The organism is Tistlia sp. (genome assembly GCF_040905785.1).
GTDB lineage: Bacteria > Pseudomonadota > Alphaproteobacteria > Kiloniellales > DSM-21159 > Tistlia.
Genome location: NZ_JBBDQW010000052.1, coordinates 81,169 through 106,378, shown reverse-complemented (window position 1 = coordinate 106,378; position 25,210 = coordinate 81,169). Strand labels below are relative to the sequence as shown.

Genomic DNA, 25,210 nt, shown 5'->3' with positions numbered 1-25,210 from the left:
CTCAAGCACGATCACCGAGCCGTCGCCGGCCGTGAGCAAAACGTGACTTAGCCGCGGTCGCTTCTCCAGCCATGTTGAAAGCCTCGCCCAATCGGGACAGTGCGGGAAAGTGAGCTATCCTGGGCGCGCCCGATCCCCGATCGAGCCTGAGCGACTGCCAAGCGAGGAGCAGCGACGATGACCGAGGTCGTCGAGACCGACATCTGCGTGATCGGCGCCGGCTCCGCGGGCCTGTCCGTCGCGGCGGGCGCCGTGCAGATGGGCGCCCGGGTCGTCCTGATCGAGCGCGGGCCGATGGGCGGCGACTGCCTGAACTTCGGCTGCGTGCCGTCGAAGTCCCTGATCGCCGCGGCCCAGGCCGCCCACACCTTTCGCAGCGCCGGGCGCTTCGGCATCGCCGCGGCCGAGCCGCAGGTCGATCCCCTCGCCCTGCGCGCCCACGTGCGCGGAGTCATCGCGGCGATCGCCCCGAACGACAGCGTCGAGCGCTTCGAGGGCCTCGGGGTCCGCGTGGTCCGCGCCGAGGCCCACTTCGCAGGGCCGCGGGAGGTCGTGGCCGGCGGCCTGTCGATCCGGGCCAGGCGCTTCGTCGTCGCGACCGGCTCGCGGCCGGCGGCGCCGCCGATCCCGGGGCTCGCCGAGGTGCCCTACCTGACCAACGAGAGCGTCTTCGAGCTGGCCGTGCGGCCCGAGCACCTGATCGTCCTCGGCGGCGGGCCGATCGGCTGCGAGCTAGCCCAGGCGCACCGCCGGCTCGGCGCGCGGGTCACGGTGCTGGAGGCCGCCCGGATCCTCGGCAAGGACGATCCGGAGGTGACGGCCGTCGCCAAGGCCCGCCTGGCCGCCGAGGGCGTCGTGCTGCGCGAGGGCGTGGCCGTCGCCGCCGTCGCCCACGAAGGCGGCCGCTTCCGCCTGCGTCTCGGCGAGGGCGCGGACGCGGAGCTCCTCGAAGGCTCCCACCTGCTGGTCGCGGCGGGTCGCAGGCCCAACCTCGAGGGGCTGAACCTGGCGGCCGCCGGCATCGCCTGTTCGCGGCAGGGGATCGAGGTCGACGCCGGCCTGCGCAGCAGCAACCGCAGGGTCTTCGCCATCGGCGACGTCGCCGGCGGCCCCCAATTCACCCACGTCGCCGGCTACCATGCCGGCATCGTGATCCGCCGCGCGCTGTTCCGCCTGCCGGCCCGCGTCGACTACCGGGCGCTGCCCTGGGTCACTTACACCGACCCGGAGGTCGCCCACGTCGGCATGACCGAGGCGCAGGCCCGCGATCGGCTCGGCGACGGGGTCCAGGCGCTGGCCTGGCCGTTCTCGGAGAACGACCGCGCCCAGGCGGAGCACGAGACCGAGGGCCTGATCAAGGTCGTGCTCGACCGCCGCGCGCGGGTCGTCGGCGCCTCGATCGTCGGCGCGCGAGCCGGCGAGCTGCTCGCCCCCTGGGTGCGGGGCGTCGGCCAGCACCTGCCGATCGGCCGGATCGCCGGCGCGATCTTCCCCTATCCAACGCTGTCGGAGGTCTCGAAGCGGGTCGCCGGCAGCTATTACAGTCCCAAGCTCTTCAGCCGGCGCACGAAGACCGTCGTGCGCTGGCTCCTGAAGCTCGGCTGAGCCGGGGGCGGAGGGGATGGAAAGCGGGGAAAGCGAGACGATGTCCGAACGACCCGAAGCGGCCGGCGGCCGGCGCGGCGCCCTCAGGCGACTGCTGCCGCTGACGGCGATTGTCGGCGCCCTCGTCCTGGTGCTGGCGTTGGACCTACACAGCTATCTCAGCCTGGAGGCGCTGCGCGCGCACCGCGAGGCGCTGACCGGCTTCGTCGCCGACAACGCCCTGCTCGCCGCGCTCGGCTTCATGGCGCTCTACGCCCTGGCGACGGCGCTGTCGGTGCCGGGCGGCCTGGTGCTCACGGTCGCCGGCGGCTTCCTGTTCGGCGCCCTGCTCAGCACCGCCTACGTCGTCGTCTCGGCGACGCTCGGCGCCACGGCGATCTTCCTGGCCGCCCGCACCGCGCTCGGCGACAGCCTGCGGCGGCGCGCCGGACCCTGGCTGGCGCGCACGGAGGCAGGCTTCAAGAAGAACGCCTTCAGCTACCTGCTGGTGCTGCGGCTGATCCCGCTCTTCCCCTTCTTCGTGGTCAACCTGGTGCCGGCCTTCCTGGGCGTCGGCCTGCGCACCTACGTCGTCGCGACCTTCTTCGGCATCGTTCCGGGCACCTACGTCTACGCCCTGGTCGGCGCCGGCCTCGGCAGCGTCTTCGAGCAGGGCGGAGAGATCACCCTGGCCGGCGCGCTGACCCCGCAGGTGATCGGCGCCCTGGTCGGCCTCGCCCTGCTCTCGCTGCTGCCGGTCGCCTACAAGCGCTGGCGCGGCCGCAACGCCGGGTAGCAGCCGGGAATACCGGCCGGACCCCGCCGCCGCGCTGGTCAGCTTTGCGCGGCCCGCGCTCGACAGGGCGCCGGCGCCCCGGCAGGTTGTGCGGCGGCCACTTTCGGTGGCAGCACCCCCGCTTTCGCCCGACCCCAGACTTCCGGGAGCCCCGGCTTGGACCTCTACGGCAGCGGCCCGAAGGATCGGCTGACCGGCATCCTGCTGATCTCCGTGGCCTTCCTCCTCTTCACCTGCCTCGATACCACCGCCAAGTACCTCGGGCAGAGCTTGCCGCCGCCGCAGATCGTCTGGGCGCGCTTCCTCGGCCACCTGGTGCTGGCCGGCGCGCTGTTCCTGCCGCAATACGGCAGCGCGCTGCTGCGCACCCGGCGGCCGGTCCTGCAGCTGGCGCGCTCTGGCTTCCTGCTCGGCGCGACCTTCTTCAACTTCTTCGCGCTGCAGCACCTGCAGCTCACGACGACCTCGGCGATCCTCTTCGCCTCGCCGCTGCTGATCGCGGCGCTGTCCGTGCCGCTGCTCGGCGAGACGGTCGGACCGCGGCGCTGGGCCGCGATCCTGGTCGGATTCCTCGGCGTGCTGATCATCATCCGGCCCGGCTTCGGCCTGGTGCACTGGGCGATCGGCCTGTCGCTCTGCTCCTGCCTGTCGGGCGTCTTCTACAACATCGCGACGCGCAAGCTGGCCGGCAGCGACCCGATCGCGACGATCTTCTTCATGACGCCGCTCGTCGGCGTGGTCCTGCTGACGCCGGCCATGCCCTTCGTCTGGCAGAGCCCGGTAGGCTGGCTGGAATGGCTGCTGCTGGTCTCGACGGGCCTCTACGGCGGTGTCGGCCACTACCTGCTGATCGTCGCGCACCGGCTGGCGCCGGCGCCGATCCTGGCGCCCTTCATCTACCCCCAGATCCTCTACATGAGCCTCGCCGGCTACCTCGTGTTCGGACACCTGCCCGATCCCTGGGTCGGGGCCGGCGCCACCGTGGTGATCGCCAGCGGCCTCTATCTCTGGTATCGCGAACGGGTGCGCGACACCGGCGGCTCGGCGCTCGACCCGACCGAGCGCTGAAGGAGGAAGGGAGAGCCCACGGCCGGCTCCCCCCGGGGAAAGGACAGGCGACGGTGAAGTCCCGCAAACCGCTCTACATGCTTCTGGTCTTCCTGGGCCTGCCGCTGGTCGTCGGCCAGCTCGGCGGCCTGGCGACGCAGAGCTCGGTCTCCGGCTGGTACCAGACGCTCGAGAAGTCGGTGCTGACGCCGCCGCCGCTGGTCTTTCCCTTCGCCTGGACCCTGCTCTACCTGCTGATGGGCCTCGCGGCCTGGCTGGTCTGGCGCGCCGGCGGCAGGGCGCCCCTGGCCCTCTGGGGCCTGCAGCTGGCGGTGAACCTAGCCTGGTCGTTCCTGTTCTTCGGCCTGCGCGATCCCGAGCTCGGGCTCGCCAACATCCTGCTGCTGCTGCCGCTGGTCGCCGCCACGGCGCTGTGGTTCCGGCGCTGGTCGCCGATCGCCTTCTGGCTGCTGCTGCCCTACCTCGCCTGGACTGCCTTCGCCGCCTACCTGAACCTGACGATCGTCCTGCTGAACTAGACCGGAAGCTTTCCCAGGACGCGGTCGCGGCGGTAAAGAGCGCCATGAGCGACCTCGCCCTGCTGCCGCCCGACCTCGGACCCTGGCCGTTCCTCCTGCTGAGCGCCGTCTCCTTCTTCACCTCGGGGCTGACGGCGGCGATGGGCCTCGGCGGCGGCGTCGCGCTGCTCGCGGTCATGGCGACGCTGCTGCCCCCGCTCGCCCTGATCCCGGTGCACGGCGTCGTGCAGTGGGGCTCCAACGCCGGGCGCGCGGCGATCCAGTGGCGCCATGTCGCCTGGCGCCTGGTCCTGCCCTTCGTCGTCGGCAGCCTGGTCGGCGCGCTGGTCGGCGGCCAGATGGTGATCGCCCTTCCTGGCTGGCTGCTGAAGTCGGTCGTCGCGCTCTTCGTGCTCTACGCGACCTGGGCGCCGAAGCTCAGGCTCGGCGACCTGAAGCCTCTCGCCTTCGGGGTCGGCGGCGCGCTGGCGACCTTCCTGACCATGTTCGTCGGCGCGACCGGCCCCTTCGTCGGCGCGCTGCTCGCGCCCAAGCCGCTCGACCGGCTGCAGCTGGTCGGCACCTTCGCGGTCTGCATGACCTTGCAGCACGGCCTGAAGATCCTCGCCTTCGGCCTGCTCGGTTTCGCCTTCGGGCCCTGGGCCGGCCTGATCGTGGCGATGACCGCGACCGGCTTCCTCGGCACCCTGGCCGGCACGCGCCTGCTGCGCCGCCTGCCCGAGCGGACCTTCCGGACCGGCTTCAAGTGGGTGATGACCCTGCTCGCCCTGCAGCTGCTGGCCTCGACCGCCTGGGGCCTACTCGAGTAGCTGAGCGGCCGAGGTCCGAATGCCGCCAGCGGCGCTCCGCCTCCGATGCTATCAGCCGGCGATGAGCCAGGAGCTTCCCCCGCGCCGCGCCGCGCCCCCGCCGACGGGGGGCGAGTGGGGCCTGATCGCCCTGCTCGCCGCGCTCTGGGCCAGCTCCTTTCCACTCGCCGAAGTCGCGCTGTGGAGCCTGCCGCCGCTGACCGTGGTGCTCGGGCGGGTTGCGCTCGGGGCAGGTGCCCTGGCGCTGCTGGTCCGGCTGCGGCGCCTGCCGTGGCCGCGGCAGCCTCGGGTCCTTGGCGCTCTGCTGGTCATGGGGCTGCTCAACAACGTGCTGCCCTTCTCGCTGATCGTCTGGGGTCAGCAGCACATCGACAGCGGCCTCGCCTCGATTCTCAACGCCACGACGCCCCTGTTCGCGGTGCTGCTCGCTCAAGTCCTGACCCGGGACGAGAAGCTGACCGCCAGCCGCCTGACGGGCGTGCTGTGCGGGCTCGCCGGCGTCGCGCTGATCGTCGGCCCAGGCGCGCTTGCGGGCGTGGCGGGCGGCGGGGCGGGCGGCGGGGCGGGCGCGGGCCTGTTGGGCGAGCTCGCGGTGCTGGCGGCCGCGCTCTGCTACGCGCTCGCAGGCATCTGGGGCCGGCGCTTCCGCCAGCTACCGCCACTGGTCACGGCCTGCGGCATGCTGTCCGCCTCGACGCTGGTGATGCTGCCGCTTGCCCTGGCGCTCGAGCGGCCCTGGCTGCTGCGGCCTTCAGCAGAGAGCCTGGCCGCGGTCGCCGCGGTCGCCCTGGTCGGCACGGCCGCCGCCTACCTGCTCTATTTCCGCATCCTGCGCAGCGCCGGGGCGACCAACCTGCTGCTGGTCACACTGCTGATCCCGGCGGGTGCGCTGAGCGTCGGAGCAGGCCTCCTCGACGAGCCGCTGGAGCCGAGGGCGCTGGTCGGCCTGGCGGCGATCCTGGTCGGCCTGGCCGTGATCGACGGCCGGCCCCGACGCTGGCTTGCCGTGCGCACCGGCGGCCGGCTCAGGCGCGGCGCCGGGCCGCCACTGCCCTGACTGCCGGGCCGCCGGCCGGCGCCCGCTCGTCGCGCGCGATCAGGCCGCGCAGGCCGTCGAGCGCGCCGGTCGCCAACTCCTGGGCCTGGAAGCGCCGCGGATCGACCGGCCCCGGCAGGATCAGCCCGTAGGCCGTCGCCGGACGGAAGCCGAAGGGCTCGTAGTACTCGGGCTCGCCGACGACCGCCGCGATGGCGTGCCCGAGTCGCCGCGCCTCGCGCAGGCTGTGCCGGACCAGCGCCTTGCCGATGCCCTTGCCCTGCAGCCGCGGCTCGACGGCGAGCGGGCCGAGCAGGATCGCCGGCTTGCCCTCGATCAGGATCGGCCAATAGCGGATCGAACCGAGCAGCTCGCCGTCGGGGTCGATCGCCGCGAAGCTGAGGCCCGACACCGGCGCCAGCATCTCGCGCAGGCGATAGACGGTCTTGGTCATGCGCTCGGGGCCGAAGGTCCGGTCGAGCAGAGGGTCGATCAGCGCTGCGTCTTCCGGCCGCTCGGCGAGGATCTGGTAGTCCATGGGCTGGGTCCGTCCTGCAGGGGTCGCCATTGTTCAACGAAGGACGGTGGGACGGACCGGACAGGCACGCGCCGCCGTCAGCCCCGGTCGGGGCCGCGGCTTCGTCGTCGCTGAGTCGCCCGCGGAGTCTGCACCGGCTGTCGATCCCGAATGCTGGAGATGCCCGATCGGCTAGATAGCACCACCGGCGCGCTTCTGAAAGCCCTCCGCAGGGCCGAGCCGCCGGCTCGTCACGCCCGCCGTCCGTCCGCCGCGCGGTGCCGCTGCTGCTCGGCAATCTGGATGAGCCCGAGGAAAGCCGGATCCGGCTCGACGATCAGCCGCAGGGGAACGGCGGCCAGATAGTCGCGGAAGCGCCCCTTGGCCTGGAAGCGCTCGCGGAAGACGGAGCCACGCAGCGGGCCGGCCAAGCGCGGCAGGATGCCGCCGGCAAGGTAGAGTCCGCCCTTGGCGCCCACGGTCAGCGCCAAGTTGCCCGCGACCGTGCCGAGAAAGCCGAAGAAGGCGGCAAGCGTGGCCTCGGCACCGGGACAGCCGGCGCTCGCCGCGGCGGCCACCTCGGCCCCGTCGCGCGCGCGGGGCGCCCGGCTACCGTCGAGCTCGCCGACCGCCTCGTGGAGCTCGATCAGCCCGGGCCCGGACAGGACGCGCTCGGCCGAGACGTGCGCGAAGCGCCGCCGCAGGATCGCGAGCAGCGCCGCCTCGCGCTCGTCGACCGCCGCCAGCGTGACGTGGCCGCCCTCGCCGACCAGGACCCGGCCGTCGGGCAGCAGGGTCGCACAGCCGAGGCCGGTACCGGGGCCGAGCACCGCGATCGGTGCGTCGGGGCGCCCGGGTCCGCCGCCGAGCGTCAGCAGCTGCCTTTCGCCGAGGCGGGGGACGGCCTGGGCGAGCGCCGCGAAGTCGTTGATCAGCACGACCCGCCGCAGGCCCAGCGCCTGTGCGAGCGAGCGCTCCTCGAACTCCCACTGAGCGTTTGTCAGACGGGCGCGCCCGTCCTCGACCGTCGCGGCCACGGCCAGGATGGCCGCCTCCGGCGCGCCGCCGTGCAGCGCGAGATAGGCGCGCAGCGCCGCCTCCGCCGTAGGATGGCCGGCGACGGCGAAGCGCTCGACCGCGCAGAGCGCGCCGTCCTCGCCGAGCAGCGCGAAGCGTGCGTTGGTGCCGCCGATGTCGCCGAGCAGCCAGGTCATGGCATCAGGCGTCCGAGAGCGCCTTGAGGAAGGATTCGCGCCAGCCGTCGATGTCGTGTCGGACCAGGTAGTCGTACATCGAGCGCCAGCGCTCGCGTCGCTCGTCACGCGACATCGCCAGGGCGCTCTGCAGGGCCTCCGCCACGCCTTCGGTGTCGTAGGGGTTGACGATCAGGGCCGCCTCCAGCTCGCGCGCCGCACCGGCGAAGCGCGACAGCACCAGGACGCCCGGCTCGTCCGGATCCTGGCAGGCCACGTACTCCTTGGCGACCAGGTTCATGCCGTCGCGCAGGGGCGTGACCAGGCCGATCGAGCTGACTCGGAAAAAGCCGGTCAGCAGGCGTCGGCTGAAGCCCTTGTTCAGGTAGCGGATCGGCGTCCAGTCGAAGTCAGCGTAGGCGGCGTTGACCCGGCCGCAGGCCGACTCGAGCTCGCCGCGGATCTGCTGGTACTCGGGAACGTCGCTGCGCGAGGGCGGGGCGATCTGCAGGAAGACCGCCCGGCCCCGGTTCGCCGGGTAGGCCTTGAGCAGGTGCTCGAAGGCCTCGACCCGGGCGACCAGGCCCTTGGAGTAGTCCAGGCGGTCGACCCCCACGATCAGGTCGCGATCCCGCACCGAGGCGCGCAGCCGCTCGGTATGGCGCGTGTTGGCCGCCTCCTCGGCGACCTTGGCGAGGTTGCCGGTATCGATCGAGATCGGGTAGGCGCCGGTCTTGACCCGGCGGCCGTTGAGCTCGACGGTGGTCTCGTCGATGGCGGTGCCGCCCGCGTCCCGCAGCACATAGTCGATGAAGGCCTGCCGGTCCGTCTCGGTCTGGAAGCCGACGAGGTCGTAGGCGCAGAGCGAGTTGACCAGGCTGCGGTGGTTGGGCAGCGCCACCAGGACCTCGGGCGCCGGCCAGGGGATGTGCAGGAAGAAGCCGATCTTCTGCTTGCAGCCGGCCTGGCGCAGCTGGTCGGCCAGCGGAATCAGGTGATAGTCGTGGATCCAGATCTGGTCGTCGGCCTGCAGGCCGGGCAGCAGCTTCGAGGCGAAGAGCGCGTTGACCCGCTGGTAGCCGGCGAGATAGCGGCGCGTGAAGTCCGCGAGGTCGAGCCGGTAGTGGAACAGCGGCCAGAGCGAACGGTTCGCGAAGCCGCTGTAGTACTCCTCGTAGTCGCGCGCGGTCAGGTCGAGCGTGGCGTAGGTGATGCGGCCGGCATCGAAGCTCTCGAGCTTGCCGCCGAGCTCCGTGATCTTGCCGCTCCAGCCGAACCACAAGCCGCCGCGCTCGCGCAGGGCGGCCAGGATGCCGACTGCCAGACCGCCCTCGCCGCCGGTACGACCCTGGCGCGGTGCGGAGACACGGTTGGAGACGACGACGAGACGGCTCAAAAGGCTTCCTCCCAGGGCATGCTGAGGCGCATCGCCGAGTTGATGATCCCGACCATCGAGTAGGTCTGGGGGAAGTTGCCCCACAGCTCCTTGGTGGCCGGATCGAGATCCTCCGACAGGAGGCCCACGTGGTTGCGGCAGGCCAGCATGGCGTTGAAGAGGGCGCGCGCCTCCTCGATCCGGCCGACCGCCGCGAGCGCATCGATGTACCAGAAGGTGCAGACGTTGAAGGCTGTGCCCGGGCTGCCGAAGTCGTCGGGCGCACTATAGCGGAACAGATGGCCGCCGACCTTCAATTCCTGCTCGATGAAGGCGAGGGTGCCGGTGAAGCGCGGGTCCGCGGCGTCCAGGAATCCGAGATAGGGCATCAAGAGCAGCGAGGCGTCGGCATCCTCGCCGCCGAAAGTCTGCACGAAAGCTCCGTGACGTTGGTTCCAGGCACGCTCCAGCACTCCGGCCTTGATCCGCGCGGCCGTCTCGCTCCAGTGCCGCACCTCGGGCTCGAGACCCAGCTGCCGGGCGATCCGGGCAAGGCGATCGCACCCGGCCCAGCAAAGCAGGCTCGAGTAGGTATGAACGGATTTCCGCGTTCGCAGTTCCCACAGGCCGGCGTCCGGAGAGTCCCATAGCCGCGCGGCCCGCTCGCCGAGCCGCTCGAGCAGGCGGAACAGGCTCACGTCGCCGGGCTTGCCGACCCGCAGGTCGAAGAAGGACTGGGCCGAAGCCAGAATGACGCTGCCGTAGCCGTCGTTCTGGATCTGGCGGAAGGCGTCGTTGCCGATCCTGACCGGCCCCATGCCGCGGTAGCCGGCGAGGCTCTCGACGCCCTGCTCCGAGAGGTCGGTTTCCAGGCCGATGCCGAACACCGGCTGCAGATCGCCGCCGCTCCAGCCGGCGACGATGTTGGCGATGTAGGACAGGAAGCCCTCCATCGTGCGGGTCGCGCCAAGCCGATTGAGGGCATGGACGGTGTAAAAGGCATCGCGCAGCCAGCAATAGCGGTAGTCCCAGTTGCGGCCGCTGTCGGGTCCCTCCGGGATGGAGGTGGTCATGGCCGCGAGGATGCCGCCGGTCTCGTCGAAGGAGCAGAGCTTGAGGGTGATCGCCGAGCGGATCACCGCCTCCTGCCACTCGAAGGGAATCGAGAGCTGCCGCGACCAGTCCGACCAGTAGCGCTCGGTGTCCTGGAGGAAAGCCTCCAGCGTACCGGCGATCGAGCCGGTCAGGCTCTCGTCGGGGCCGAGCAGGAAATGCAACGGCCGCTCCAGCGCGAAGGACTGCTCGCTGGCCACGTAGGTCAGCGGCGCGTCGGTCGTCAGGCGCATCACCGAGTGGCTGGTGACGAAGCGCATGTGGTTACTGCCGCGCGAGGTCAGCGGGCGCTCGGCGCCGAACTCGCTGGTCGGGCGCAGGCGTACGCAGATGCGCGGCGTGCCGGCGATGCGCTCGACCTTGCGGACCAGCATGGTCGGCCGAAACATCCGGTCGTGGTGCCGGAAGCGCGGAGCGAAGTCCGTGACCCGCACGGCGCCGCCGTGAACGTCACGAAGCACCGTCTCGAGGACCGCCGAGTTGCGCCGGTAGCGCTGCTCGCTGCTCTCGAGGTCGATCAGGTCGATCGACCAGAAGCCGGCATCCGGCTCGCCGTTGCCCTTGAGGAGGGCACTAAAGAAGGGGTCACCATCGAAGCGCGGCAGGCAGGCCCAGACGATGCGCGCCAAGGGGTCGATCAGAGCGCCAAAGCCGCAGTTGCCGACGACGGCGAGATCCAGAGAAGTCATGTGCTGCGGCCGGCTCCCGGGCAAGTCCGGAGCGAGCCTACACGCCCGCCGCGGCCCGAGGAACCTCGCGCTTGCTCGCCGGCGTCGCTATTGCCCTTCTAGGCCAAGAGGTTGAGCGTGTCGCCGAGTTGCCGGTCGGCCGCCTGGAAACTGCGCAGGTTGGCCTCGAAGGCGCGCTGGGCGAGCAGCGAGTCGATCGTCGCCTGTTCGATCGACGGCGCCGTGCCGAAACGGCCGCGCGCCTGGGGCACGCCCGCCTCCTGCAACAGCGCCAACAGCCCTTCGGGCAGCAGACGGCCACCGCCGGGCGCCTGCTCGCCGCCGCGGTCGAAGGCACCGCCCTGGCCGCGTGCGGCCGGCTGCACGGCCTGCGCGGTCTGGGCCTGCCCGACCTGCGCGGCAGCCGCGGCCGAGACGGCGACGACCGCCGTCGAGGCGGCACCGAAGCGCTTGGCGGCCGCCCCCAGTCCGTTCTGGGCATTGGTGAGTGCCGGCGTCATCTTCGCATCTCCCTCCACCGGACAGGATGGTGTTCGGGAGGCGCCCAGTCAAATGCCTGTATTTTAAGAACTTTTGCCGCAAATCCCGGGACAGGCGGAGGGGCGAGATCGACCGCATATATATCAGATCGACTTATTCTTGTTCGATATATGCCACTCTGCTATCCGTCGCCGTGGAACAGTCTCCTCAGGAGCGGCAATGGACACGCGCACTCTCTGCCTGGCGGTGCTCGAGCGGGGCGAGGCGAGCGGCTACGAGATCAAGAAGAAGCTCGACTCGCCGCCCTATTCGCACTTCCAGGACACCAGCTTCGGCTCCATCTATCCGGCGCTGAACCGGCTCGCCGAGGAGGGCGCCGTGGCGGTGCGCGCGCAGGAGCAGGAGAAGCGCCCGGACAAGAAGGTCTATTCGCTGACCGCCGAGGGGCGTCGTCAGCTCTGCGCGGCGCTGCACCAGCCGCCGGCCGGGGACCGCCTGCGCTCGGACTTCCTGTTCCTGCTGTTCCACGGCGACCTGCTGCCCAAGGAGCGGGTGCTGGAGCTGGTCGACCAGCGCATCGCCGACCTCGACGCCCTGGTCGCCCAGCTCGGCGAATGCTGTCCCTGCGCCTCCAAGCCGATGCACGACTTCCTGCTCGAGCTCGGCATCGACCACTACCGCAGCTCGGCGCGCTTCCTGCGCGACAACCGCGCGCGCCTGGCGCACACGCTGGCCGGACCGCACGCCCAGGTCGCCGAGTAGCGGAGGCCAGCCATGAACCGTTCGCTGCTGCTGGCTGGGCTGTTCGCCGCCGCCGCCGTCGCCTGGATCGCTTCGGGCCGCCTGGGCGAGGACAGGGGCGGGCCGGAGCTCCGCAACCTGCCGGCGCCCCTGGACGCCGAGACCGTCGTGCCCGAGGTCCGGGTGCGCCAGTCAACCGCCGAGCAGCATGTCCGCAGGCTGGTCCTGTTCGGCCAGAGCGAGGCCGTGCGCAGCGTCCTGCTGAAGGCCGAGATCGCGGGGCCGATCTCGGAGCTGTCGGCGGAGAAGGGGGCGGTGCTGGTCGCCGGCCAGGAGATCGCGCGCATCGCCGAGCAGGAGCGTCCCGCCGAGCTGGCGCGCGCCCGCGCGCTGCTCGCCCAGCGCCGGATCGAGGCCGAGGCCGCGCGCAAGCTCACGCAACAGGGCCACCGCAGCCAGACCGCCCTGGCCGGCGCCGAGGCCGAGCTGCAGGCCGCCGAGGCGGAAGCCAACCTCGCCCAGATCAACCTCGACAAGCTGGTCGTCGCGGCGCCCTTCGACGGCGTGCTCGACGAGCGCTCGGTCGAGCTCGGCGACTTCGTCGACCGCGGCGACACGATCGGCCGGATCGTCGATCTCGACCCGCTGCTGATCGTCGCCTACGTCAGCGAGGCCGACGTCGGTGCCATCTCGGTCGGCGACCTGGGCTCGGCCCGCCTCGCCGGCCGCCCGGCGGCAATCGAGGGCCGCGTGCGCTTCGTGGCCGCCACCGCGGAAAGCGAGACGCGGACCTTCCGGGTCGAGCTGACGGTCGACAACCCGGAGCGGCGCCTGCCGGCCGGGACCACGGCGGAGCTGCAGATTCCGGTCGAGACGATCCGCGCCCATCACCTGAGCCCGGCGGTCCTGACCCTGGACACTGCCGGGCGGGTCGGCATCAACACCCTGGACGAGGAGGACCGCGTGGTCTTCCGGCCGGTCCAGATCCTGGCCCAGGACGAGGCCGGCGTCTGGCTCGCGGGCCTGCCCGAGACGGTCCGCCTGGTCAGCGTCGGGCAGGAGTACGTCGTCGAGGGCCAGGCGGTGCGGCCGGTCGAGGAGTCCGAGGTCGAGGCGCAACAACCGGACGCCGGCTCGTGAATGCGCTGATCGACGCCGCGCTGGGCCACAAGCGCACGGTCCTGGCCTCGCTGCTGCTGCTGCTGATCGCCGGCGTCTACGCCTATGCCGCGATCCCCAAGGAATCCGACCCCGACGTCAACATCCCGATCGTCTACGTCTCGCTTTCGCAGCGCGGCATCTCGCCGGAGGACGCCGAGCGCCTGCTGGTGAAGCCGATGGAGCAGGAGCTCTCCTCGATCGAGGGCATCAAGGAGATGCGCTCGACCGCCTACCTCGGCGGCGCCCAGGTCACCCTGGAGTTCGACGCCGGCTTCGACGTCGACACGGCCATGGCCGACGCGCGCGCCAAGGTCGACATCGCCAAGGCCGAGCTCCCGGAGGACGCCGACGAGCCGACCGTCCACGAGATCAACCTCAGCCTGTTCCCGGTGCTGGTCGTGACGCTGTCCGGGCCGGTCCCGGAGCGCACGCTGCTGCGCGTCGCACGCGGCCTGCAGGACAAGGTCGAGGCGCTGCCGCCGGTGCTCAGCGCCGAGATCGGCGGCGACCGCGACGAGCTGGTCGAGCTGGTCTTGGACCCGCTCAAGCTGGAGAGCTACGGCCTCGATGCCCGAGCCATCCTCGAGGCGGTCGACCGGCAGAACCGCCTGGTCGCCGCCGGCGAGATGGACACCGGCGCGGGCCGCTTCGCGATCAAGGTACCGGGCCTGTTCGAGAGCGTCGCCGACATCCGCTCGATGCCGATCAAGGTCGAGGGCGATTCGGTGGTCACGGTCGGCGACGTCGCCGAGCTGCGGGCGACCTTCGTCGACCCGACCTCCTACGTCCGGGTCAACGGCCATCCGGCGCTGGCGCTCGACGTCACCAAGCGCACCGGCACCAACATCATCGAGACGATCGAGCTGGTGAAGGACCTGGTGGAGCGCGAGCGCCCGACCTGGCCCGAGGAGCTGCACGTCAGCTTCAACCAGGACAAGTCGACGAACATCCGCACCATGCTGTCCGACCTGCAGAACAACGTGCTCTCGGCGATCCTGCTGGTCATGATCGTGATCGTCGGCGCACTCGGCCTGCGCTCGGCGGGCTTGGTCGGCGTCGCCATTCCGGGATCCTTCCTGACCGGCGTCCTGGTGCTCTTCGCGGCCGGCCTGACGGTCAACGTGGTCGTGCTGTTCAGCTTGATCCTTGCGGTCGGCATGCTGGTCGACGGCGCCATCGTCGTCACCGAGTACGCCGACCGCAAGATGATCGAGGGACTGGCGCGCCGCGACGCCTACGCGCTGGCCGCCAAGCGCATGGCCTGGCCGATCATCGCCTCGACAGCGACCACACTGGCCGCCTTCCTGCCGCTGGTCTTCTGGCCCGGCGTGGTCGGCGAGTTCATGAAGTTCCTGCCGATCACGCTGCTCGCGGTGCTGACGGCCTCGCTGGCCATGGCGCTGATCTTCGTGCCGACCCTGGGCGCGCTGATCGGCCGGCCCGGCAGCGGCAACGCGCAGGTCGGGGCGCTGGCCGCCGGCGAGGGCGACCTGCGCCAGCTCACGGGCTTCACCGGCGCCTACGTCGCCGTGCTGCGCCGCGCGCTGCGCCATCCGGTCAAGATCGTTGTGGCCGCCGTGGTGCTGCTGATCGGCGTCCAGGTCGCCTACTCGCTGATCGGCCGCGGCGTCGAGTTCTTCCCCGAGGTCGAGCCCGACAACGTCTCCCTGTGGGTCCACGGCGGCGGCAACCTTTCGATCGAGGAGCGCGACCTGCTGCTCCGGCAGGTCGAGCGGCAGGTGCTGCAGATCCACCGCGATCGCCAGGAGTTCCACTCGATCTACGCCAAGAGCGTTACCGACTCGGGACGGCGCAACGACGAGGAGCCCGAAGACCTGATCGGCACGATCCAGCTCGAGTTCGTCGACTGGCACGCACGCCGGCCGGCCGACGAGATCCTGGCTGACATCCGCCGGCGCACCGGCCACCTGGCCGGCATCTTCGTGGAGCCGCGCAAGCAGGAGGCCGGGCCGCCGGTCGGCAAGCCGATCCAGGTCCAGGTCGCGTCGAGCGAACCCGACCGCATCGCGCCGGCGGTCGGCCGGATCCTGCAGGCCATGGACGAGATCGGCGGCTTCCTCGACGTCGAGGACGGCACGCCGGTCCCGGGCATCGAGTGGCAGGTCGCCGTGGACCGCGCCCAGGCGGCGAAGTTCGACGCCGACGTCGCGCTGATCGGCTCCTACGTGCAGATGCTGACGACCGGCCTCGAGATCGCCGAGTACCGGCCCGATACCTCGGACGAGGAGATCGAGATCGTGGTGCGCCTGCCGGCGGATTATCGTACCACCGAGCAGCTCGGCCGGATCCGCATCCAGACCGCCGCCGGCTTGGTGCCGATCTCGAACTTCGTGACCATCACGGCGCAGCCCAAGGTCTCGCTGCTGCGCCGGGTCGACAGCGCGCGGGTCATGACCGTCAAGGCCGAAGTCGCGCCGGGCGTGCTGCCCGACGACAAGGTGCGCGCGCTGCGCGCCTGGCTGGCCGGGGCCGACCTCGACCCGAGGGTGCAGGTCGCCTTCAAGGGCGAGGACCAGGAGCAGAAGGAGGCCGGCGCCTTCCTGTCCAAGGCCTTCCTGGTCGCGCTCTTCCTGATGGCGATCATCCTGGTGACCCAGTTCAATTCCTTCTACAGCGCCGGCCTGATCCTCTCGGCGGTGATCATGTCGACGATCGGCGTGATGATCGGCCTGCTGGTCACCGACCAGCCCTTCGGCATCGTGATGAGCGGCATCGGCGTGATCGCGCTGGCCGGGATCGTGGTCAACAACAACATCGTGCTGATCGACACCTACGACCGCCTGAAGCTAGAGGAGCGGTGCGCCGAGGAGGCGATCCTGCGCACCGGCGCCCAGCGCCTGCGCCCGGTCCTGCTGACCACCGTGACCACGATTCTGGGTCTGATGCCGATGGTGGTCGGGGCGAACGTCGACTTCGTGACGCGGCTGGTCAGCTTGGGCGCGCCCTCGACCCAATGGTGGACGCAGCTGGCCACGGCGATCGCCTCCGGCCTGGCATTCGCCACCGTGCTGACCCTGATCTTCACGCCCTGCGCGCTGATGATCCGGGCCCGGATCGAGCGCCGACGGCAGGCGCGCCGGCGGCTGCGGCAGTGGCGGGGGCTGCGCGCCGCCTTCCCGGGCGCCCGCGGCGCGCACCGCCCCGGCCTCCCGGAAGCGGCCGAGTAGCGGCCGAGTAGCGGCCTTTACGGGCCGTTAAGGGCCGGCCGCTACCCTGGCCCTTGCAACAGGTCCAAGCGGAAGGAACGTTCACGGTGACGCAGGATGCGAGTGACCCGGAAGTCCTTGATCCCGAGGAATTCATCCAGGACGCGGTGCGGCTGGCCGCCGAGGAGCAGCTGCCGATCGAGATGGGCCGGATCGTCTGGCGCGCCGACGGCCGCCTGGAGCGGCGCGGCGACGGCGAGTCCCTGAGCTTCAAGTGCGTCTATCGAGGGGTCCGCTTCGAGGGACGGCTCGACCTCACCGAGACCGGCAAGATGGCGATCACCGCCGACCTCGGCCCCCTGCCCTACACCGCCGAGGCCGGCAGCACGCGCCACCAAATGATCCGCCTGGCGCGCGGCGCCACGACCAAGCGCGGCCTCCACTTCCTGATCTCCCAGGACCAGGTCTTGCGGATCGCGGCCGAGGGCACGACGCCGCGGCCGCGCACGCCGGTCTCCTGCATCGCCACGCTCTGCTCGCTGCTGCTCTGCCTGCGGCCCTGGCTCGAGCTGACCGGCGACCTGCTCGACGAGGCACACCGCGCCGAGACCCTGCGCGGCGCTGCCACCCGCTCCCGCCAGCTCGCCTTCGCCAACGCCTGAGCGGCACGCCGGCGCTCAGCTCGGCGGGCGCGGCTCCTCGGGCACCGTGAAGATCTGCCCGGGATAGATCAGGTTCGGGTCGCGGATCTGCGAATCGTTGGCCTCGAAGATCACCGTGTAGCGCAGGCCCTCGCCGTAGGTGCGCTGGGCGATGCGCCAGAGCGAGTTGCCCGGCTGGACGATCACCAGCCGCTCGCCCTCCGGCAGGTCGGTCAGCAAGGTCGAGCGTGCGAAGGGCGTCTCCAGGCGGGCGAGCACCTCGCCGCCCTCGCCGACCTGGTCGAGGCGCAGGCGGTGCAGGCCCAGCGACACCGGCTCTCCCGCAGTCAACCGCCAGCCGCCCTGGGCGTCGCCCTCGGCCTCGCCGGCGAAACCGTCGTCGATGTAGGCGAAGACCCGCCCGCCGGGGGTCACCTTTCCGGTGACGGTCACCCGGCCCTCGGCGTCGTAGCGCAGGGTCTCCAGGACCAGGTCGCCGACGGCGACGCCGGCATCGATGCCCTGCAGCACCACGACGTCGCCGAGGCCGCTCTTGTCGAGGGCGACGGCGACCGGCCCGCGCGGCTCGACCGGGGCGGGCTCCACCGGCTCGGCGCCTTCGGGCGAGCCGGCGGGACGGGCGACCTGCAGGTCCGGCTGCGGCACCGAGACGACGACGACGCGCGGCGCCTCGATCTCGCGGCCGTCGCGACCGCGCGCCAGGAGGCTCAGCTCATGGTCGCCCGGCGCCAGCGGCCGGTCGGGCAGGAACACCCACTCGCCGCTGGCATTGGCCTCGGCCCTGCCCAGGATCTCCCCGTTGCGCATCACCGTCACCGTGCTGCCCGGCTCGGCGCGCCCGGCGATCACCGCCGACCCGCTGCGCTCGATATGGACGACATCGAAGCTCGGCACGCTGCGCGCCGGCAGCGTCTGCGGCGCCGGCTGCTCGGCCGGTTCCTGTTGCGGCAGGCCGGCGATTTGTCCGTTCTCGGCGCCGTCGGACGGCGCCTGTTCCGGCGTCGAGGGCTCGACCGGAGAGGGCGCCGCGCCCGAGGTCTCGGCCGGCGCCCCGCCATCCGCCGCCTGATCCGTCGGCGCCGAGGGCGTGGCGACGCTGGCGGCAGGGGCCCGGTCCGCTGCCGGGGCATCGGATGTCGGCGCGGTGGCGGTGGCCTCCGGCGTCGCGGTGGTGGCGGAGCCCGATGCTTGCGGGACGGCGGTATCGGATTCTCCGGCCGCCTGGCGCGCAGCGCCAGGGGTCGAGCCTGCGGTTCCGGGGGCGGCCGGCTCGGCAGCTCCTGACCCGGGCGCAGCGGTACCGCCCTCTGCCGAGGTGTCGGGCGTGGTGCCGGGCGTGTTTTCGGGCGTGGTTTCGGGCGTGGTCTCTGTCGTGGAGTCGGGCGCTTGCGCGGCAGGTGCCGGCCCCGGGGTTTCCCGCGTGCCCGGCTCGCCCGCGGCGTCGGCGCGGTCCTGTGCCGGGGGCTCGACCAAACCCGGAGACTCGGCGGTCGTCGGCGCCTGCGACTCGGCGGGCGAGGCGGAGGACGATTCGGCAGGAGAATCCGGCGACGACTCGGGCGACGACTCCGGCGACGACTCCGGCGACGACTCCGGCGACGACTGGGCGGGCGGATCCGACACGCCGGACGCGCCGTCCGGCGCTTCGGCGCGCTGCGCCTCGCGGCCGGGCTCCTCCTGCCAGAACAGGAAGTAGCCGGCGGCAAGCAGCAGAACCGCCACCAGCGCCGCAACGACGACTGCGAGCCTCGAGCCCATCGCTTCCGATTCCTCCACCTGCCGACTTTGACCGTAATATGGTGGTTCCACCCGCGCAACGTCGCTGCGGGCCGGACCGAGGCACCGGCTCCGGGAACCAAGTGGGGGACGAGCTGGTCGGCGTGCCGTCGGCAGCGAACCAAGTGTCGCCCGGCGGGTTTCTGAACGGGGACGAACGAACCTCGGCCCAGGCCCCCTCACCCGCCTTTCCGCCGCAACCAGGAGTTACGCCTTGCTCATCCGATCGATCTGCCTCTACTGCGGCTCCAATGCCGGCGGCGACCCGGTCTACGCCGAGGCGGCCCGGACGCTCGGCCGCGAGGCCGCGCGGCGCGGCGTGAAGCTGGTCTATGGCGGCGGCAGCATCGGCCTGATGGGCGCCGCCGCCGACGCAGCGCTGGCCGGCGGCGGCGAGGTCCACGGTATCATCCCCGAGCACCTGCAGCGCCGCGAGGTGCAGAACGACGCGGTTACCCGGATGGAGGTCGTCGGCTCGATGCACGAGCGCAAGATGCGCATGTTCGACGAGTCCGACGCCTTCGCCATCCTGCCCGGCGGGCTGGGCACGCTGGACGAGACCTTCGAGATCCTGACCTGGCGACAGCTCGGCCTGCATGACAAGCCGGTGATCCTCGTCAACGTCGCCGGCTACTGGGACGCCCTGCTGGCCGCGCTCGGCCACATGGTACGCGCCGGCTTCGTGCGCCCCAAGCATGCGGCCCTGCTCTCGGTGGTCGGCCGGGTCGAGGACCTGTTCCCGGCGCTCGAGCTGGCGCCGCCGCCGCGGCCGAGCGACGACATCGAGCTGGCCTGAGCGCCCCCCGGGCCCCGGCGCGGCCGGCGCCGCGCCGGCGCCTTGCCTGACCGTCGCTTGCTGCTATTGTGCGCCCGCCGCCGCGCGGGAGCGCCGCGCGGCCCCGATTCCCGACTGCCCGGACCGATCGGTCCCCTGGCACGACTGCACGGAAGGAACCCATGGCGAAGATCAAGGTCGCAAACCCGATCGTCGAGCTCGACGGCGACGAGATGACGCGCATCATCTGGGCCTTCATCAAGGAGAAGCTGATCCTTCCCTACCTCGACGTCGACCTGAAGTACTTCGACCTGGGGGTCGAGGAGCGCGACCGCACCGACGACCAGATCACGATCGACGCCGCCAACGCGATCAAGCAGTACGGCGTCGGCGTGAAGTGCGCGACGATCACCCCGGACGAGGCGCGCGTCGAGGAGTTCAAGCTAAAGAAGATGTGGCGGTCGCCGAACGGCACGATCCGCAACATCATCGGCGGCACCATCTTCCGCGAGCCGATCGTCTGCCAGAACGTGCCGCGCTTGGTGCCCGGCTGGACCCAGCCGATCATCATCGGCCGCCACGCCTTCGGCGACCAGTACCGCGCCACCGATTTCAAGGTCCCGGGCCCGGGCAAGCTGACCATGACCTTCCAGCCCGCCGGCGGCGGCGAGGCGACGACCTGGGAGATCCATGATTTCCCGGAGAGCGGCGTCGCCATGGGGATGTACAACCACGACGAGTCGATCCGAGGCTTCGCCCGCGCCTCCTTCAACTACGGCCTGATGCGCGGCTACCCGGTCTACCTCTCGACCAAGAACACCATCCTCAAAGCCTACGACGGCCGCTTCAAGGACCTCTTCCAGGAGGTTTTCGACGCCGAGTTCAAGGACAGCTTCGCGGCCAAGGGCATCATCTACGAGCACCGCCTGATCGACGACATGGTGGCGAGCGCGCTGAAGTGGTCGGGCGGCTTCGTCTGGGCCTGCAAGAACTACGACGGCGACGTCCAGTCCGACACCGTGGCCCAGGGCTTCGGCTCGCTCGGCCTGATGACCTCGGTGCTGATGACCCCGGACGGCAAGACGGTCGAGGCCGAGGCGGCCCACGGCACGGTGACGCGGCACTACCGCATGCACCAGCAGGGCAAGGAGACCTCGACCAATCCGATCGCCTCGATCTTCGCCTGGACGCGCGGCCTCAAGTACCGCGGCAGCTTCGACGGCACGCCCGAGGTCGCGAGCTTCGCCGAGACCCTCGAGAAGGTCTGCGTCGACACCGTCGAGGCCGGCGACATGACCAAGGACCTGGCGCTGCTGATCGGCCCGGACCAGCCCTGGCTGACCACCCGCGAGTTCCTCGACAAGCTGGACCGGAACCTGCAGAAGGCGATGGCATGACCGACCGCACTTCCCGCCGCGCCGGACGGCGCGGCTTCCTTCCCGCGATCCGCCGCGTCGCACGACTCGGCTTCCTTTCCGCAATCATCATCGGAGGCCTCCTGGCCATGGCGACGAGCGAAGGCCGGGCGGCCGACCCAGAGAACACCCTGATCATGCAGCTCAAGGACGGCCCGGTCGTCATCGAGCTGTTCCCCGATGTCGCGCCGAACCACGTCGAGCGCGTCAAGACCCTGACCCGCGAGGGCTTCTACGACGGCCTCAAGTTTCACCGGGTGATCGAGGGCTTCATGGCCCAGACCGGCGACCCGCGCGGCGACGGCACCGGCGGCTCCGAGCTGCCCGACCTCAAGGCCGAGTTCAGCCGGATTCCCTTCGAGAAGGGCACCCTCGGCATGGCCCGCTCGCAGAGCCCCGACAGCGCCAACAGCCAGTTCTTTATCGTCTTCGAGCGCTCGGAGTGGCTCGACGGCCAGTACACCGTCTTCGGCCAGGTCGTGGAGGGCATGGAGAACGTCGACCTGGTCAAGAAGGGCGAGCGCAACGCCAACGGCAAGGTTCGCAACCCCGACGTCATCGAGTCGATGAAGGTCCAGGCCGACGTGCAGTAGGGACTGCGCGCACCCACGTCCCTCGACAGGCTTGGGACGAAGCGGCCGTTGGTGCTGGCTTGCGCTTCATCCCGAGTAGCGAGTGCGCGCTCCGGGAAACGACAAAGGGCTTCACCTGCCGGTGAAGCCCTTTCGCGTTCGGTGAGGGCGTCCGCTCAGCCGGCCAGGGCCGCCTCGATCGCCGCCACCGCCTCGCCTGCCTTGGCGCCGTCCGGGCCGCCGGCCTGGGCCATGTCCGGCCGGCCGCCGCCGCCCTTGCCGCCGAGCGCGGCCGAGCCGGCGCGCACCAGGTCGATCGCCGAGAAGCGGCCGGTCAGGTCGTCGGTGACCCCGACGACCAGCGAGGCCTTGCCCTCGCTGACCCCGACCAGGGCCGCGACGCCCGAGCCGAGCTGCTGCTTGAGGGCGTCGGCCATCGACTTCAGGTCCTTGGCCGGCACGTCCTCGACGACCCGCGCGGCGAAGGTGACGCCGTTGATCTGCTTGCTCGCCGCCGTGGTCTCCCCGGCGCCGCCGGTCGCCAGGCGGCGGCGCAGCTCGACCAGGTCGCGCTCCAGGCGCTTGCGCTCCTCGAGCAGGGCGGCGATGCGCTGCGGCAGGTCGGAGGGCGCGGCGCGCAGCGAGGCCGCGGCCTCGGCGAGCAGGGCCTCCTGCCGGCCGACGTGGGCCAGGGCGGCCGCGCCCGTGACCGCCTCGATGCGGCGCACGCCGGCGGCGAGCGCCTGCTCGGAGACGATCTTGAAGAAGCCGATGTCGCCGACCCGGCGGACGTGGATGCCGCCGCACAGCTCGGTCGAGTAGTGCTGGCCCGGCCCCTTGTGGCTCTCGTCTAGGCCGCCCATCGAGAGCACCCGCACCTCGTCACCGTACTTCTCGCCGAACAGCGCCAGGGCGCCCGCCTCGATCGCCTCCTGCGGGGTCATGTAGCGGGTCGTGACCGCCTCGTTGATGCGGATGCGGTCGTTGACCTCGGCCTCGATCGCCTGGATGTCCTCGGCGCTCAGCGGCTTGTTGTGGCTGAAGTCGAAGCGCAGGCGGTCGGGGGCGACGAGCGAGCCCTTCTGGGTGACGTGCTCGCCGAGCCGTCGGCGCAGCGCCTCGTGCAGCAGGTGGGTCGCCGAGTGGTGGCTACGCAGGGCCGAACGCCGCACGCCGTCGACCCGCAGCTCGACCGCCTCACCGACCTTCAGGACGCCGTGATCGACCTTGCCGTAGTGCACGAAGAGGTCGCCGAGCCTGCGCTGCACGTCGCTGACCGCGACCGACAGGCCCGCGGCGCCGATCGCCACGCCATTGTCGGCCTGCTGGCCGCCGGACTCGCCGTAGAAGGGGGTCTGGTTGACGGTGAAGGCGACAGCGCTGCCCGCCGGCGCCTGCTCGACCGCCTTGCCGTCGAGCAGGATCGCCGTGATCACGCCCTCGGCGACCTCGCTGTCGTAGCCGAGGAACTCGGTGGCGCCCAGGCGGTCACGCAGCTCGAACCACTGCGTCTCGGTCGCCGCCTCGCCGGAGCCGGACCAGGCCTTGCGCGCAGCCGCGCGCTGGCGCGCCATGGCCTCCTGGTAGCCGGCCTCGTCGACCTTGCGGCCCTGGCCGCGCAGGATGTCCTGGGTCAGGTCGAGCGGGAAGCCGAAGGTGTCGTAGAGCTTGAAGGCGACCTCTCCGGGCAGGGCGGCGTCGCCGGGCAGCCGTTCTGTCTCCTCCTCGAGCAGCTTCAGGCCGCGCCCGAGCATCTCCTTGAAGCGGGTCTCTTCGAGCCGCAGCGTCTCGCCGATCAGCGCCTGCGCGCGGCCGAGCTCGGGGAAGTGCTGGCCCATCTCGCGGACCAGGACGGGCACCAGCTTCCACATCATCGGCTCGGCGACCCCGAGCAGATGCGCGTGGCGCATGGCCCGCCGCATGATCCGGCGCAGCACGTAGCCGCGGCCCTCGTTGGACGGCAGCACGCCGTCGGCGATCAGGAAGGAGCTGGCGCGCAGGTGGTCGGCGATGACCCGGTGCGAGACCGCGCGCGCGCCGTCGGGATCGCTGGCCGAGGCCTCGGCCGAGGCCTCGATCAGGGTGCGCATCAGGTCGATGTCGTAGTTGTCGTGCTTGCCCTGGAGCACGGCCGCGATGCGCTCCAGTCCCATCCCGGTGTCGATCGAGGGGCGCGGCAGTTCGACACGGGACTCCGGCGACTGCTGCTCGAACTGCATGAACACGAGGTTCCAGATCTCGATGAAGCGGTCGCCGTCCTCGTCGGGGCTGCCCGGGGGGCCGCCGGGGATGCCCTCGCCGTGGTCGAAGAAGATCTCGGAGCAGGGGCCGCAGGGGCCGGTATCGCCCATCGCCCAGAAGTTGTCTGAGGTCGCGATCCGGATGATGCGTTCCTCGGGCAGGCCGGCGATCTTCTTCCAGAGGTCGAAGGCCTGGTCGTCCTCGGCATAGACCGTGACCAGCAGGCGCTCCTTCGCCAGGCCGTACTCGCGCGTGACAAGGTTCCAGGCCAGCTCGATCGCGCGGTCCTTGAAGTAGTCGCCGAAGGAGAAGTTGCCGAGCATCTCGAAGAAGGTGTGATGGCGCGCCGTGTAGCCGACGTTCTCCAGGTCGTTGTGCTTGCCGCCTGCGCGCACGCATTTCTGCGACGTGGTGGCGCGCTTGTAGGAGCGCTGCTCGACGCCGGTGAAGACGTTCTTGAACTGGACCATGCCGGCGTTGGTGAAGAGCAGCGTCGGGTCGTTGCGCGGCACGAGCGACGAGGACTCGACGATCTCGTGACCCTGGCCGGCGAAGTAGTCGAGGAAGGTCGCGCGGATGTCGTTGGTGCTGGTCATGGCTTCGATCTCGGCCGGGCGGCCGCTGGGTCTCGGGGATCCGGCTCCGGGCCGAGCGCGCGCCCGAGGAACCGGCCGGCACGTCGGGCGTTCGTCCCGCGACAGGAGCCGGGTCGCCGGTTCTAGCCCCGTCACCGGGACCTGTCCAGCATGCCGGCCCGCCGGGCGGTCGAGGCGCCGATTCGGGGGCCGATTCGGGGGCCGATTCGGGGGCCGACTCGGGGTCGGTCGCCGGGGTGGCCCGCCGGGACCTGTTCCTCTATGCTCCGCGCCGCCCAACAACGGAATGATTGTGATGCCGCGAATGTCCGCCTTCCCGCTTCGTCTCCTGGCCTCGGCCGTCTTCGCTCCGGCCGCCCTCGCCCTTGCGGTCCTGCTCGGCGCCGGCTCCCTGGCCGGTCCCGCCACGGCCCAGCAGGCTGGGACCGCGCCGACCGACGAGACCGTCCAGACCTTCCAGTCCTGGGAGCTGCGCTGCGGCACGCCGCCGAACGGCACCGCCAAGGCCTGCCAGATGGAGCAGGACGTCTTCGCCCAGGGCGCGGCGGATCAGCAGATCGCCAAGGTCGCGGTGGGCTTCCCGCCGGGGGCCGACGCGCCGGGCATGCTGATCCTCTCGCCGCTGGCGACCTGGCTGCCGCCAGGCATCGGCTTCCAGCTCGACTCCGGCCAGGAGCAGCGGGTTCCGGTGCAGCGCTGCTCGCCGCAGGGCTGCATCACCGAGATTCTGATCGAGGAGCCGCTGCTCAAGGCGCTGAAGGCCGGCACCCAGATCAACCTGGCGATCCACGACCGCTCGCGCCAGCCGGTCAAGGGCAGCGTTTCCCTGCTCGGCTTCACCGCCGCCTACGACGCGCTGATCGCCAGCAGGAGCTGAGCGGCCGGCCGCTCGCGGTCCCCGGGCCTCGACGGAGGCCCGGAGACGG

22 protein-coding genes are annotated in these 25,210 nt (G+C 71.3%); 15 read left to right on the top strand and 7 right to left on the bottom strand.

From position 1 onward, the window contains the following. Window positions 1–177 precede the first annotated feature (177 nt). From WD341_RS12320 to WD341_RS12295, 6 genes are all read left to right on the top strand, one after another. Window positions 178–1,605, top strand: a complete 1,428-nt coding sequence (locus WD341_RS12320) for an NAD(P)/FAD-dependent oxidoreductase (protein WP_368425757.1) — start codon at window positions 178–180, stop codon at window positions 1,603–1,605. A gap of 40 nt (window positions 1,606–1,645) precedes the next feature. Next, window positions 1,646–2,380: a TVP38/TMEM64 family protein gene (locus WD341_RS12315; protein ID WP_368425756.1), complete on the top strand. Its 735-nt coding sequence runs from the start codon at window positions 1,646–1,648 to the stop codon at window positions 2,378–2,380. A gap of 156 nt (window positions 2,381–2,536) precedes the next feature. Beyond that, window positions 2,537–3,448 carry a DMT family transporter gene (locus WD341_RS12310; RefSeq protein ID WP_368425755.1) on the top strand — a complete coding sequence of 304 codons (912 nt, stop codon included), beginning with the start codon at window positions 2,537–2,539 and terminating at the stop codon, window positions 3,446–3,448. 53 nt (window positions 3,449–3,501) lie between these two features. Further along, on the top strand, window positions 3,502–3,966 hold the full coding sequence (locus WD341_RS12305) for a TspO/MBR family protein (protein ID WP_368425754.1): 465 nt from the start codon (window positions 3,502–3,504) through the stop codon (window positions 3,964–3,966). A gap of 44 nt (window positions 3,967–4,010) precedes the next feature. Beyond that, window positions 4,011–4,775, top strand: coding sequence for a sulfite exporter TauE/SafE family protein (locus WD341_RS12300; protein ID WP_368425753.1), 765 nt, complete (start codon window positions 4,011–4,013; stop codon window positions 4,773–4,775). A gap of 61 nt (window positions 4,776–4,836) precedes the next feature. Beyond that, window positions 4,837–5,832, top strand: coding sequence for a DMT family transporter (locus WD341_RS12295; RefSeq protein WP_368425752.1), 996 nt, complete (start codon window positions 4,837–4,839; stop codon window positions 5,830–5,832). On the opposite strand, the gene WD341_RS12290 is transcribed toward WD341_RS12295, so the two are convergent. The 5 genes from WD341_RS12290 to WD341_RS12270 form a co-directional block, all read right to left on the bottom strand. Then, window positions 5,801–6,349, bottom strand: a complete 549-nt coding sequence (locus tag WD341_RS12290; protein WP_368425751.1) for a GNAT family N-acetyltransferase — start codon at window positions 6,347–6,349, stop codon at window positions 5,801–5,803. The genes WD341_RS12295 and WD341_RS12290 overlap by 32 nt on opposite strands. A gap of 230 nt (window positions 6,350–6,579) precedes the next feature. Next, window positions 6,580–7,542 (bottom strand): glucokinase, encoded by a 963-nt coding sequence (glk, locus tag WD341_RS12285; protein WP_368425750.1) that lies wholly within the window; start codon window positions 7,540–7,542, stop codon window positions 6,580–6,582. Window positions 7,543–7,546: 4 nt separating this feature from the next. After that, the gene (gene otsA / locus WD341_RS12280) at window positions 7,547–8,917 is read right to left on the bottom strand and encodes an alpha,alpha-trehalose-phosphate synthase (UDP-forming) (RefSeq protein ID WP_368425749.1); all 1,371 of its coding nucleotides are present in this window, start codon (window positions 8,915–8,917) and stop codon (window positions 7,547–7,549) included. Then, window positions 8,914–10,698: a glycoside hydrolase family 15 protein gene (locus WD341_RS12275; RefSeq protein WP_368425748.1), complete on the bottom strand. Its 1,785-nt coding sequence runs from the start codon at window positions 10,696–10,698 to the stop codon at window positions 8,914–8,916. The genes otsA and WD341_RS12275 overlap by 4 nt, the downstream gene beginning before the upstream one ends. A gap of 98 nt (window positions 10,699–10,796) precedes the next feature. After that, a complete protein-coding gene (locus WD341_RS12270) occupies window positions 10,797–11,198 on the bottom strand; it encodes a hypothetical protein (RefSeq protein ID WP_368425747.1) in 402 nt (133 codons plus the stop codon). A gap of 199 nt (window positions 11,199–11,397) precedes the next feature. On the opposite strand from WD341_RS12270, the gene WD341_RS12265 reads away from it, so the two are divergent. From WD341_RS12265 to WD341_RS12250, 4 genes are all read left to right on the top strand, one after another. Beyond that, window positions 11,398–11,940, top strand: a complete 543-nt coding sequence (locus WD341_RS12265; protein WP_368425746.1) for a PadR family transcriptional regulator — start codon at window positions 11,398–11,400, stop codon at window positions 11,938–11,940. A gap of 12 nt (window positions 11,941–11,952) precedes the next feature. Next, on the top strand, window positions 11,953–13,059 hold the full coding sequence (locus WD341_RS12260) for an efflux RND transporter periplasmic adaptor subunit (RefSeq protein ID WP_368425745.1): 1,107 nt from the start codon (window positions 11,953–11,955) through the stop codon (window positions 13,057–13,059). Next, on the top strand, window positions 13,056–16,268 hold the full coding sequence (locus WD341_RS12255; RefSeq protein ID WP_368425744.1) for an efflux RND transporter permease subunit: 3,213 nt from the start codon (window positions 13,056–13,058) through the stop codon (window positions 16,266–16,268). Before WD341_RS12260 ends, WD341_RS12255 begins: the two co-directional genes overlap by 4 nt. A gap of 86 nt (window positions 16,269–16,354) precedes the next feature. Beyond that, complete coding sequence (locus WD341_RS12250; RefSeq protein WP_368425743.1) at window positions 16,355–16,909, top strand: hypothetical protein; 555 nt, start codon at window positions 16,355–16,357, stop codon at window positions 16,907–16,909. Between the two features lie 15 nt (window positions 16,910–16,924). Here the strand turns inward: WD341_RS12250 and WD341_RS12245 are convergent, their stop codons facing one another. Beyond that, entirely contained in the window at window positions 16,925–17,803 is an 879-nt protein-coding gene (locus WD341_RS12245; protein ID WP_368425742.1) for a LysM peptidoglycan-binding domain-containing protein, read from the bottom strand. A gap of 193 nt (window positions 17,804–17,996) precedes the next feature. On the opposite strand from WD341_RS12245, the gene WD341_RS12240 reads away from it, so the two are divergent. The 4 genes from WD341_RS12240 (at window position 17,997) to WD341_RS12225 (ending at window position 21,468) form a co-directional block, all read left to right on the top strand. Continuing rightward, window positions 17,997–18,605, top strand: coding sequence for a hypothetical protein (locus tag WD341_RS12240; protein ID WP_368425741.1), 609 nt, complete (start codon window positions 17,997–17,999; stop codon window positions 18,603–18,605). A 294-nt stretch (window positions 18,606–18,899) separates the two neighbouring features. Beyond that, entirely contained in the window at window positions 18,900–19,481 is a 582-nt protein-coding gene (locus WD341_RS12235) for a TIGR00730 family Rossman fold protein (RefSeq protein ID WP_368425740.1), read from the top strand. Between the two features lie 161 nt (window positions 19,482–19,642). After that, complete coding sequence (locus WD341_RS12230) at window positions 19,643–20,857, top strand: NADP-dependent isocitrate dehydrogenase (protein WP_368425739.1); 1,215 nt, start codon at window positions 19,643–19,645, stop codon at window positions 20,855–20,857. Window positions 20,858–20,964: 107 nt separating this feature from the next. Further along, window positions 20,965–21,468, top strand: coding sequence for a peptidylprolyl isomerase (locus WD341_RS12225; protein ID WP_368425738.1), 504 nt, complete (start codon window positions 20,965–20,967; stop codon window positions 21,466–21,468). 155 nt (window positions 21,469–21,623) lie between these two features. Here WD341_RS12225 and alaS read toward each other — a convergent pair whose 3' ends face one another. Beyond that, window positions 21,624–24,284, bottom strand: coding sequence for an alanine--tRNA ligase (alaS, locus tag WD341_RS12220; RefSeq protein WP_368425737.1), 2,661 nt, complete (start codon window positions 24,282–24,284; stop codon window positions 21,624–21,626). A 295-nt stretch (window positions 24,285–24,579) separates the two neighbouring features. Here alaS and WD341_RS12215 point away from each other — a divergent pair, with 295 nt between their 5' ends. Then, window positions 24,580–25,161, top strand: a complete 582-nt coding sequence (locus tag WD341_RS12215; RefSeq protein WP_368425736.1) for an invasion associated locus B family protein — start codon at window positions 24,580–24,582, stop codon at window positions 25,159–25,161. Window positions 25,162–25,210: the final 49 nt, after the last annotated feature.

Excerpts from the sequence above, each read along its gene's own strand:
- WD341_RS12320 (WP_368425757.1), top strand. The coding sequence starts at position 178 with ATGACCGAGGTCGTCGAGACCGACATCTGCGTGATCGGCGCCGGCTCC.
- WD341_RS12315 (WP_368425756.1), top strand. The coding sequence starts at position 1,646 with ATGTCCGAACGACCCGAAGCGGCCGGCGGCCGGCGCGGCGCCCTCAGG.
- WD341_RS12300 (WP_368425753.1), top strand. The coding sequence starts at position 4,011 with ATGAGCGACCTCGCCCTGCTGCCGCCCGACCTCGGACCCTGGCCGTTC.
- WD341_RS12295 (WP_368425752.1), top strand. The coding sequence starts at position 4,837 with ATGAGCCAGGAGCTTCCCCCGCGCCGCGCCGCGCCCCCGCCGACGGGG.
- WD341_RS12290 (WP_368425751.1), bottom strand. The coding sequence starts at position 6,349 with ATGGACTACCAGATCCTCGCCGAGCGGCCGGAAGACGCAGCGCTGATC.
- glk (WP_368425750.1), bottom strand. The coding sequence starts at position 7,542 with ATGACCTGGCTGCTCGGCGACATCGGCGGCACCAACGCACGCTTCGCG.
- WD341_RS12275 (WP_368425748.1), bottom strand. The coding sequence starts at position 10,698 with ATGACTTCTCTGGATCTCGCCGTCGTCGGCAACTGCGGCTTTGGCGCT.
- WD341_RS12270 (WP_368425747.1), bottom strand. The coding sequence starts at position 11,198 with ATGACGCCGGCACTCACCAATGCCCAGAACGGACTGGGGGCGGCCGCC.
- WD341_RS12265 (WP_368425746.1), top strand. The coding sequence starts at position 11,398 with ATGGACACGCGCACTCTCTGCCTGGCGGTGCTCGAGCGGGGCGAGGCG.
- WD341_RS12260 (WP_368425745.1), top strand. The coding sequence starts at position 11,953 with ATGAACCGTTCGCTGCTGCTGGCTGGGCTGTTCGCCGCCGCCGCCGTC.
- WD341_RS12230 (WP_368425739.1), top strand. The coding sequence starts at position 19,643 with ATGGCGAAGATCAAGGTCGCAAACCCGATCGTCGAGCTCGACGGCGAC.
- WD341_RS12225 (WP_368425738.1), top strand. The coding sequence starts at position 20,965 with ATGGCGACGAGCGAAGGCCGGGCGGCCGACCCAGAGAACACCCTGATC.
- alaS (WP_368425737.1), bottom strand. The coding sequence starts at position 24,284 with ATGACCAGCACCAACGACATCCGCGCGACCTTCCTCGACTACTTCGCC.
- WD341_RS12215 (WP_368425736.1), top strand. The coding sequence starts at position 24,580 with ATGCCGCGAATGTCCGCCTTCCCGCTTCGTCTCCTGGCCTCGGCCGTC.